General features: G+C 66.7%; 9 protein-coding genes. 6 read left to right on the top strand and 3 right to left on the bottom strand.

Translation table 11 applies throughout. The features are described from left to right. The first annotated feature begins 399 nt into the window (after window positions 1-399). From soxR to B3T59_RS15505, 5 genes are read left to right on the top strand one after another with little or no spacing between them, the layout of a single operon-like run. Entirely contained in the window at window positions 400-846 is a 447-nt protein-coding gene (gene soxR / locus B3T59_RS15525; RefSeq protein WP_005207156.1) for a redox-sensitive transcriptional activator SoxR, read from the top strand. A gap of 38 nt (window positions 847-884) precedes the next feature. After that, window positions 885-1,892, top strand: coding sequence for a patatin-like phospholipase family protein (locus tag B3T59_RS15520; RefSeq protein WP_064903089.1), 1,008 nt, complete (start codon window positions 885-887; stop codon window positions 1,890-1,892). A 6-nt stretch (window positions 1,893-1,898) separates the two neighbouring features. Beyond that, complete coding sequence (locus B3T59_RS15515) at window positions 1,899-3,125, top strand: MFS transporter (RefSeq protein WP_064903091.1); 1,227 nt, start codon at window positions 1,899-1,901, stop codon at window positions 3,123-3,125. Window positions 3,126-3,171: 46 nt separating this feature from the next. Beyond that, window positions 3,172-4,407: an arginine deiminase gene (locus B3T59_RS15510; protein WP_064861666.1), complete on the top strand. Its 1,236-nt coding sequence runs from the start codon at window positions 3,172-3,174 to the stop codon at window positions 4,405-4,407. Window positions 4,408-4,415: 8 nt separating this feature from the next. Further along, on the top strand, window positions 4,416-4,787 hold the full coding sequence (locus tag B3T59_RS15505; RefSeq protein WP_287004194.1) for a GntR family transcriptional regulator: 372 nt from the start codon (window positions 4,416-4,418) through the stop codon (window positions 4,785-4,787). Window positions 4,788-4,970: 183 nt separating this feature from the next. On the opposite strand, the gene B3T59_RS15500 is transcribed toward B3T59_RS15505, so the two are convergent. Continuing rightward, the gene (locus B3T59_RS15500) at window positions 4,971-6,593 is read right to left on the bottom strand and encodes a dolichyl-phosphate-mannose--protein mannosyltransferase (RefSeq protein WP_287004183.1); all 1,623 of its coding nucleotides are present in this window, start codon (window positions 6,591-6,593) and stop codon (window positions 4,971-4,973) included. A gap of 29 nt (window positions 6,594-6,622) precedes the next feature. On the opposite strand from B3T59_RS15500, the gene rsmI reads away from it, so the two are divergent. Further along, window positions 6,623-7,498: a 16S rRNA (cytidine(1402)-2'-O)-methyltransferase gene (gene rsmI, locus B3T59_RS15495; protein ID WP_287004182.1), complete on the top strand. Its 876-nt coding sequence runs from the start codon at window positions 6,623-6,625 to the stop codon at window positions 7,496-7,498. A 362-nt stretch (window positions 7,499-7,860) separates the two neighbouring features. Here the strand turns inward: rsmI and B3T59_RS15490 are convergent, their stop codons facing one another. After that, entirely contained in the window at window positions 7,861-9,063 is a 1,203-nt protein-coding gene (locus tag B3T59_RS15490; RefSeq protein WP_287004181.1) for a GAF domain-containing protein, read from the bottom strand. Window positions 9,064-9,073: 10 nt separating this feature from the next. Next, window positions 9,074-9,848 (bottom strand): aminodeoxychorismate synthase component I (locus B3T59_RS15485; protein ID WP_287004180.1); only part of this gene is annotated, 775 nt, incomplete at its 5' end.

The following is a 9,848-nucleotide window of genomic DNA, read 5'->3' as shown; positions in this document are numbered from 1 at the left end:
GTGCTGCAGCAGCCACATCCTTCAATACGACACACATTTAGGCCCGGCGGCCGCCCGGCGGGCCCGGGCGCTTGGAAGTGATCTCGACAAGCTCGATCAGCGGTGGTGGCGTTCGATCCGCGGGGGGCGCTCGATCAGCGGTGGGGCAAGCTCGATCAGCGGGTGGGCGGTGCGGGGCCGCACCTAAATGTGTGTCCAATCGAAGGATGTGTGTGCTGCAGCAGCCACATCTTTCAATACGACACACATTTGGGCCCGGCGGCCGCCCGGCGGGCCGGGGCGCTTGGGTGTGATCTCGACAAGCTCGATCAGCGGTGGACGCGTTCGATCAGCGGTTGGCATCTCGATCAGCGGGCATAGGCGACTTCAAGTCAACTTGAAGTCGCCTATCCTCGTCGTATGGGCCTGAAGAAGATCGAACTGTCCGTCGGTGAGTTGGCGCAGCGCGCGGGCATCGCGCCGTCGGCCGTGCGGTTCTACGAGGACCAGGGGCTGATCTTCTCGCGGCGTACGCCGGGCAACCAGCGGCGATACCACCGCGCGATGCTGCGCCGGGTCGCGTTCATCCGCGCTTCCCAGGCGGCGGGGATACCCCTCGCGGTGATCGGGGAGGTGTTCACCGAGCTCGGCGATCACGAGTCGCCGTCGCGCGCAATGTGGGAGGCGGCGTCGCAGCGCTGGATCGCCGACATCAATCACCGGATCGAGCTGCTCGAGACCATGCGCGACATGATCGGCTCCTGCGTCGGATGCGGTTGCCTCTCGCTGGGTGCGTGCAACCTGCTCAACCCCGGCGATGAGCTGAACCGGCAGGGTGCGGGGCCGCGTCGGCTTCCTATCGACTGACGCGTGCGGCGTCGGACGTCATCGTTAGGCTGAGCATCATGGCCCGATCGACTCGCGTGGCCCTCGCTCTGGGAAGTGGGGGAGCTCGCGGCTACGCACACATCGGCGTCGTCGCCGAACTCGACGCACGTGGGTACGAGATCGTCAGCGTCGCCGGATCGTCGATGGGCGCGCTGGTCGGCGGGCTCTACTGTGCCGGGCGCCTCGACGACTACGTCGACTGGATCAGCGGGTTGTCCCAGCTCGACGTGATGCGACTGCTCGACGTCTCGCTGTCCAAACCGGGCGGGATGATCGGCGCCGAGCGCATCCTGGCACGGGTCCGGGAGATCCTCGGCGACACCGTGATCGAAGACCTCGACATCCCGTTCACCGCGGTCGCCACCGATCTCGCCGCCGGGCGGCCGGTGTGGTTCCAGAAAGGCAGTCTCGTCGACGCCATCCGGGCGTCGATCGCGATTCCCGGAGTGATCCGACCCCACGAGGTCGACGGCCGACTGCTCGCAGACGGCGGCATCCTCGACCCACTGCCCGTCGCGCCGACGTCCGCGGTCAGCAGCGACGTGACGATCGGCGTTGTGCTCGACGCCGACGACGGTGCAGAACACGGCGCGAGTCGAGCACCCAAGACCAAGGGCGTGATCCGCCGCAACATCACCCCGTTGTTGGAGAACGACTGGGTGCGCTCGGTGCGCGAACGGTTCGGCGTCGAGGCCGACGACTCCGTTAGCCACGACGCACCCGCGGAGGACACGCCCGCCGGCTCGGACGGATCCGACGACGTCGAGCCGCTCTCTACGTCGAACGACGTAGACGACGGCGCCAAAGCGGCTCCGATGGGCAGGATCGAGATCCTGTTGCGCTCGCTCGACATCATGTCAATCGCGCTGACGCGCTACCAGATCGCGGGGTACCCGCCGGACATTCTGATTCGAGTGCCACGTAAAGCCTTGCGCACGTTGGACTTCCACAAGGCGACGGAGATGATCGAGCTGGGTCGCACACTGACCGCCGAAGCGCTCGACAAGCTTCCGGAGGAGCCGTGATCTAAAGTGAAGCAGATTCCTCGCGGGATCTGGGTGTTGCTGGCTGCCAACGTGGTCATTGCTCTCGGCTTCGGTCTGATCGCGCCCGCGCTCCCGACTTTCGCGCGCAGTTTCGACGTCGGCTACACCGCGGTCTCAGCGGTGGTGTCGGCGTTCGCGGTGATGCGACTTGTCTTCGCGCCTGCCACCGGACGCCTGGTGACGGTCCTCGGCGAGCGTCGGATCTATCTGACAGGTCTGTTGATCGTCGCGGCGAGCACGTTGGCATGTGCGTTCGCGCAGAACTACATTCAGCTTCTGCTGTTCCGCGGTGCCGGCGGTATCGGTTCGACGATGTTCACGGTGTCGGCGATGGCCCTGCTGATCAGGTTGTCGCCCAACGAGATCCGCGGCAAGGTTTCAGGATTTTTCTCCGCGGGCTTTCTGATCGGCAACATCACCGGGCCGCTGATCGGCAGCGCGCTGGTCGGATTCGGATTGCGCATGCCGTTCGTCGTGTACGCCGTCGCACTGTTGATCGCGTCGGCAGTCGTCGCAACACAACTGCGCGACACCGCGGCGCCAGAAGTCTCCGACACTCCGCAACGAGGGGCGATGTCGCTGCGAACCGCGTTGCACGACAGCGCCTACCGCGCGATCATCGCGTCGAACTTCACTCAGGGTTGGGCGTCGATGGGCGTGCGCGTCGCGGTGGTGCCGCTGTTCATCACCGAGGGACTCCACGAGTCGGCCGCCATGACCGGTGTGGTGCTCGCCGTCTACGCCGCCGGCAATGTCGCCGCGATCCTGGTCGCGGGCAGGATGTCCGACAGGGTCGGTCGCCGACCGGTGATGCTTCCCGGCCTCGCCATCATGGCGATCTCGACGGCGCTGCTCGGGTTTTCGCCGAACATCGTCTTTGCGCTGGTGCTGTCGCTGTTCGCCGGAGTCGGGTCGGGGTTGTTCGCTCCGACGCATCAGGCCGCGCTCGCCGACGTTCTCGGCGCCAGACGCCAGGGTGGTTCGGCACTTGCGGCGTACAGCATGTCGTCGGACCTCGGTGCGGTCACCGGACCACTGATCGTCGGGTTCGTTGCGGGAAGCGTCGGATTCGGCCCGGCATTCGTGCTGACGGGAGGGGTGGCCGCCGTGGCATTCGTCGCCTGGCTGTTCGCACGCGAGTCCGCCCCCGAGGCTGTCGGTGCCGTCCCGCGACTGCATCCGACCCAGCAGTCCGATCCCGACGCACCCTGACGCTCGGCGTCGAGCATGCACGGCCATCGGCGACTAGATTTGACCCATGCCTGCGTCGACTGCCAGCAGTGACTACACACTCGGCTCAAACACAGAGGTCGGCCGACTGCGCGCGGTGATGCTGCACCGTCCCGGCGACGAACTGCTGCGCCTCACCCCGCGCAACAGCGACCAACTACTGTTCGACGGTTTGCCCTGGGTCGCCCGCGCCCAAGAGGAGCACGACGAGTTCGCGGAAGCACTCTCCGCGCGCGGCGTCGACGTCTTTCTCCTCGGTGATCTGCTCACCGAGACGCTAGACCACAGTGGTGCCGCGCGAATCCAGGGCATCGCCGCGGCGGTCAACTCGCGACTACTCGGGCCGCACCTCGCCGAAGAACTCGCCGGGTATCTGCGCGGGCTGTCCGCGCCGGAACTCGCCGACGTGTTGACCGCTGGGATGACCTTCGACGAATTGCCGTTGACCCCGGCCGCGGAGTCGGCGTCACTGGTGCGTCGGATGCACGTCGGGCCGGAGTTCGCCATAGCGCCGCTGCCCAATCTGCTGTTCACCCGCGACAGTTCTTTCTGGATCGGTCCTCGCTTCGCGATCACCTCGCTCGCGCTGCCCGCCCGCGTGCGAGAGACCTCACTGACCGATCTGATCTACGCGCACCATCCGCTGTTCACGGGTGCGCGACGCGCGTACGAATCACAGGTTGCACCCGTCGAGGGAGGCGACGTGCTGCTGCTGGCACCGGGAGTCGTCGCCGTCGGAGTCGGTGAGCGCACCACTCCCGCAGGCGCAGAAGCCTTGGCGCGCAGCCTGTTCGCCGACGGACTGGCCCACACCGCGCTGGCGGTTCCGATCGAGCAACAGCGCGCCTTCATGCACCTCGACACGGTCTGCACCATGGTCGACGCCGATGCCGTCGTGATGTACCCGAACATCCGCGACACCATGTCGGCATTCACGTTGCGCGACCTCGGCGACGGCGACGTCGACGTGAGCGGGCCGCGACCTTTCGTGGAGGCTGCAGCGGACGCGATGGGCATCGGCAAACTCCGCGTCATCGACACCGGCCTCGACCCGGTCACCGCCGAGCGCGAGCAGTGGGACGACGGCAACAACACCCTCGCCGTCGAACCGGGCGTCGTGGTCTCCTACAACCGCAACGTCGAGACCAACCGCAGACTCGTCGACTCGGGTATCGAGGTGATCGAGATCGAGGGCCGCGAACTCGGCTCGGGCCGCGGCGGTCCACGGTGCATGTCGTGCCCGCTGTCGCGGGACCCGCTCTGAGGTCGACGATGGATCTCGCCGCACAACTCGCCATCGACGCCGACTCTGATCGCGCACCCTTCGAGCAACTCCGCCTCGGTGTCATCGACCTCGTCACACGCGGAGAACTGCTTGTCGGAGAACGACTTCCGACGGTGCGTGCACTGGCCGCCGACCTCGACCTCGCCCCGAACACGGTCGCGAAAAGCTATCGCGAACTCGAGGCCGCCGGGATCATCGAGACCAGGGGCAGGCGCGGGTCGTTCATCAAGGCCGGATCGAACACGACGCTCGACGACGCCCAGCGTGCCACCGTCGAACATGTCGCCGCGCTGCGCGCGATGGGAGTCGACGACGCCACGATCGTCGAACTGGTCACGCGGGCCACTTCTGACGGTTGAGCGGTCCTCTCGCTGGTTGAGCGGTGGTCTCGCTGGTTGAGCCTGTCGAAACCTCCCGTTGGTTGAGCGGTCGTCTCGCTGGTTGAGCGGTGGTCTCGCTGGTTGAGCCTGTCGAAACCACTTTCCCGTTGGTTGAGCGGTGGTCTCGCTGGTTGAGCTTGTCGAAACCACCCCTCCCGCGCGTCAGCCCCAGCTCGGCAGCCAGATCTGTTGGTGCCATTGTTCGGGCGAGATGGGGCTCGCGGTCAGGATCGGCCACAGCCAGGCGAAGTTCGCGACGACCAGCCCGATATAGATCGCAACGACGATGATGCCGAGTGCCTGTCGTTCGGGCCGGGGTCTGCATGGCGACGATTTGGTCGCTCGCAGTATGTCGCCGCAACACAGTGCCAGGCCCATCACAAGGAATGGCGCGAGGACCGTCGCGTAGAAGAAGTACATCTGGCGGTCGAGTTCGGCAAACCACGGCAGAAATCCCGCGGCGTATCCGACGATCACCGCGGCGTATCGCCAGTCGCGTCGGATCAGAAAGGCCCACAGACCCCAGATCAGCATCGGAAGCGCGAGCCACCACATCGCCGGCGACCCGATCAGCATCTGGGCCCGGACGCATTGGCCGCCACCACACTGATCGGGTCCATTCTCGAGCGCGTACAGCATGGGGCGCAGGCTCATCGGCCACGTCCAAGGCTTGGATTCCCACGGGTGGTGGTTGCCGGCAGAGTTCGTCAGCCCCGCGTGGAACTTGAGCACCCCCGCCTCGTAGTACAAGAGCGATCGCCATGCGCCAGGAACCCAGGCGAATGGACCGTCGGTCCCGATCGTGTTGCCGACTTGGTAGCGGTATACCGACGTCTCGCTGGTGAACCACGGCACGAAGCTCGCGAAGTAGATGGCGATCGGCATCGCGACGAGGCTCGCGACACCGGGTACGGCGTCGCGGACCAACGCGCCCGCCCAGGGACGTCGAACGTGATAGGCCTTCCGCGCGGCGACGTCGAATCCGATCACCAGCAGGCCGAAGAAGACGATGTAGTAGATGCCCGACCACTTCGTCGCACACGTCAGGCCGAGCATCACGCCCGCGGTGAAGCGGTACCACCGGAAACCCAGCCGGGGTCCGAACTGTGAGTCGTTGATGCGGCCGTCGAGGTAGGCGTTGAACATTCGCTCGCGTACCTGGTCGCGGTCGCAGATGACCGCGGTGAATGCGGCGACGACGAACAGGCACTGGAAGATATCGAGCATGCCCATGCGGGACTGCACGAAGAGCACGCCGTCGCAGATCGCGAACACCGCGGCGATCGTCCCGACGAGCGTCGACCGTGCCATGCGACGCACGACCCGATAGATCATCACCACGATCGCGACGCCCGCGACCGCGGACATGACCCGCCAACCGAGCGGACTGTAGCCGAACATCCACTCGCCGACGGCCAACAGCCATTTGCCGACCGGCGGGTGCACCACGAGCCCGTAGGCCGGATTGTCCTCGATCCAGTTGCCGCCGGTCAGCACCTGCCAGCCCTGCGGAACGTAATGCTTTTCGTCGAAGACCGGTGTGGTCTGGTCTGTGGGGTGGTTCAGCCCCCAGAAGCGGGTGGCGATGGCCACCAGGGTGATGATCAGACCGACGATCAGGCCCCGCATGCGGTCGGGTGCGCCGAAGAGCGGCACCTCGATTTCGGGGTCGGGCCGCACCCGCGTCGAACGCAGGGCAGCCACTTTGAGCAGGCGTCCACGGTCGGGTGTCGGATCGGCGGCGGGCGCAGCGATGGGGCCGTCGACGATGGTCACCCGGCCCATCGTAATGGGCCGCTCGTACAGTGATTCGCATGAATCCCGCTCCGGACGTGTCAGATACCGACACGGGCAACGGCCGACTCGTGCTGGCTGCGACGCCGATGGGCCAGGTCGACGACGCGTCGTCGCGGCTACGGCACGCCCTCGCGACCGCCGACATCGTGGCCGCAGAGGACACCCGACGTACCAGGGCGCTGGCCCAGGCGCTCGACGTCACGATCACCGGGAACATCGTCAGCTACTACGACCAGGTCGAGGCCGCGCGCACCCCGGCACTCATCGATGCGATCCGCGCCGGAAGCACCGTGCTGTTGGTCACCGATGCGGGCATGCCCTCGGTCAGTGATCCCGGGCACAGGATCGTCGCAGCATGTGCGGCAGCGGGTCTGCGGGTGACGGCACTGCCCGGACCGTCTGCCGTGACCACCGCGCTGGCGGTATCGGGCCTGCCGTCGGATCGCTTCTGCTTCGAGGGGTTCGCGCCACGCAAGCACCAGGCGCGGCTCGACTGGCTGGGCCAACTCGTCGACGAACCGCGCACCGTGGTCTTCTTCGATTCGCCCCATCGCCTCGCCGACACCATCGCGGACGCCGTCGACGTACTCGGACCCGATCGCGAGGCGGCCGTGTGTCGGGAACTGACGAAGACCTACGAGGAGATCCGCCGGGGCCCGCTCGCCGACCTCGCGCAGTGGGCCGCCGAGGGTGTCCGCGGCGAGATCACCGTCGTCGTGGCGCCGGGGGAACGTCGGGTACCCGCCGTCGACGACCTCGTCGAGCAGGCCGAACGGCTCGTCGCGGGAGGTCTACGACTCAAGGAGGCCTGCGCGCAGGTCACCGAGGGTACGGGCGTATCGCGGCGCGACATCTATGAGGCGGTCCTGGCTGCGCGGTCGGAAGTCGATTGAGCGTGCCGACGGTGTCGGGGGCGGGGCGGTGCGCGGTGGTGCGGAAAGTGGGGGAAGGGTTTTTCCCCGGGTTGTTGACGTTTCCCCGCGACGTTTTGCGGGGAAAGGTTCGAAACTAGCGGAAGGGTTTCTTCCCCTACTTTCTGCGGGGCGCGGCGCCCGGCCCGGGGCCCGGCGCGGTGGTGCGGAAAGTGGGGGAAGGGTTGCTTCCCCGGGTTGTTGACGTTTCCCCGCGACGTTTTGCGGGGAAAGGTTCGAAACTAGCGGAAGGGTTTCTTCCCCTACTTTCCGCGCCGCGAAACGCGCGGAAGTCGACGCCGCCACAACCGCGACGGGACCACGAAGCCCGCAGACGACGCCGGTCAGTCGGGGACGACGGTCAGCGTCACGTCGGTGGCAAGGCGGTACGGCCGACTCGACACCAGGGCGCCGACGACGCGGCGTAGGCGCGACATCTCGGACCGGACAGACACCTCGTGGGTCGTGTCGCCGAACAGAAACCTGCTCAACTGCGCCGAGGTGAGGCCCGCGCGCCCGGCGTCGGAGAGCAGTAGCAGGATCTGCGCGTGACGCCGCGTGACGACAATGGTGATGTGGTCGGGGCCGTCGGTGACGTGAATCGACGGTTCGCCACGGAGGTCGAGCTCGATGAGGATCGGACCGGCCGGCCCTGACGGACGTACCACCCAACCGCCGTCGACGCGCTCCGCGATGCACACGCCCAGCCCGGCCACGAAGCGCATCTCACCGTCGCCCGGTGGGGCTATCCGGGTCGGGGCGATCACTCCGCGGCTGTCCGCAACGAGACCGTCGTCGTCGACGAGGAGCGCGGTCTTGAAGGCGGACAACGTGGTTCGACCGGTTTCACGCAGTCTGCTCAATCTGCGCTGGTGCTCGTCGGAGACGACACGTGCGCAGCACTCCGCGACCGACGCGGCGAGCATGAGCGTCGCGGGCTGCACGGCATCCATCTGCCCGGCGAAGGCGATCACCCCGGCGACCTCGCCGGTGACCCGATCGTGCACAGGCGCCCCCGCGCAGTACCACTCGCCCAGCGCATGCGCATAGTGCTCGGCCGGGTAGACGCGCTGCGGTCGCGGGTCGGCGAGTACCTGCCCCACCACCGTCGTCGCGGCCGATTCTTCATCCCAGCGCGCACCCTCCCGGATGTGCAACGCGTACGCGCGGTCGCGGAGACGGGAATCGGCTTGTCCCCAGAGCATCACGCCGTCGGCGTCGAACATCCCATATACGAGATCAGCGTCGTCGATGCTTGATTCGACGATCGCCTGTGCGGCTGTCGCCGAGTGGCGTAGCGAACTCTGTTCACGCCGACGATCGAGTTCGTCGGCGTTGACCACTTCGGGTTGGTGGGTGTCGCGGCTGTGCCCTCGCGTACGTGCCCGCAGCCATGACTCGAGAACAGGTGTCGGCGGCGCATAGTCGTCCGGATAGCAGTGCGGAGAGGGTGTTGCGCCGGTTGATTCATCGATGATGGACGCTCGGATATCGGCGAGGTCGGACGTCATCTCGGCTGCCTGCTGCACGCTCGCGGCCCGATTCATGCCGACTACGTTAGCCGAGCACGCTCGGTCGCGCGTTGACCACACTTGCCGCTTTGTCGAGGCATTCCTGCCATTCCCGACGCGGGTCCGAATCCGCGGTGATTCCGCCACCCACGCCCAGTGCCATCGAGCCGTCGGGTGTGATCTCGACGGTCCGAATCGCGACGTTCAGGTCGAGTAACCCTCCGGGGCCTGCCAATCCGACGGCTCCGCAGTACACCCCTCGTGGGTCGCGCTCCCAGTCGGTCAGCAGTTGCATTGCCCTGAGTTTGGGTGTTCCGGTGACCGACGCGGGAGGGAATGTCGCGTCGAGTAAGGCCACATTGCCGATCTCCGGAGGGAGTTTGGCCCCGACCCGCGAGACCAGGTGCCACACACCGGGCGCGCCGACGATCTCGAGCAGCCTCTCGACGCGCACCGAGCCGGTACGTGCCACCCGACCCAGATCATTGCGTACGAGGTCGACGATCATGATGTTCTCGGCGATGTCCTTCGACGACGCCGCGAGCAGCGTCGGGTCGTCGCCCGCGGCGATCGTGCCCTTGATGGGTGCCGACCATACGCGTTCGCCGCGTCGGGACAGGAAGGTTTCGGGGGAGAAGCTCGCCACTGCGCCCCAATCGCCCTGTAGGAAAGCGGATTTGGCGGGTCGCGTGCGCTCTGCGAGATCGGCGAAGAAGCTGCACGCCGATCCGGTGAGGGTTCCGGTGAAGCGGGGACACAGGCACGTCTGGTAGATCTCACCCGCGCCGATGGCGTTCAGGCACTGCTCGATCGCGGCGACG

Origin of the sequence: Gordonia sp. UBA7860 (genome assembly GCF_002500165.1) — a bacterium.
Lineage (GTDB): Bacteria > Actinomycetota > Actinomycetes > Mycobacteriales > Mycobacteriaceae > Gordonia > Gordonia sputi.
This window is presented reverse-complemented; position numbering and strand designations above follow the sequence as displayed.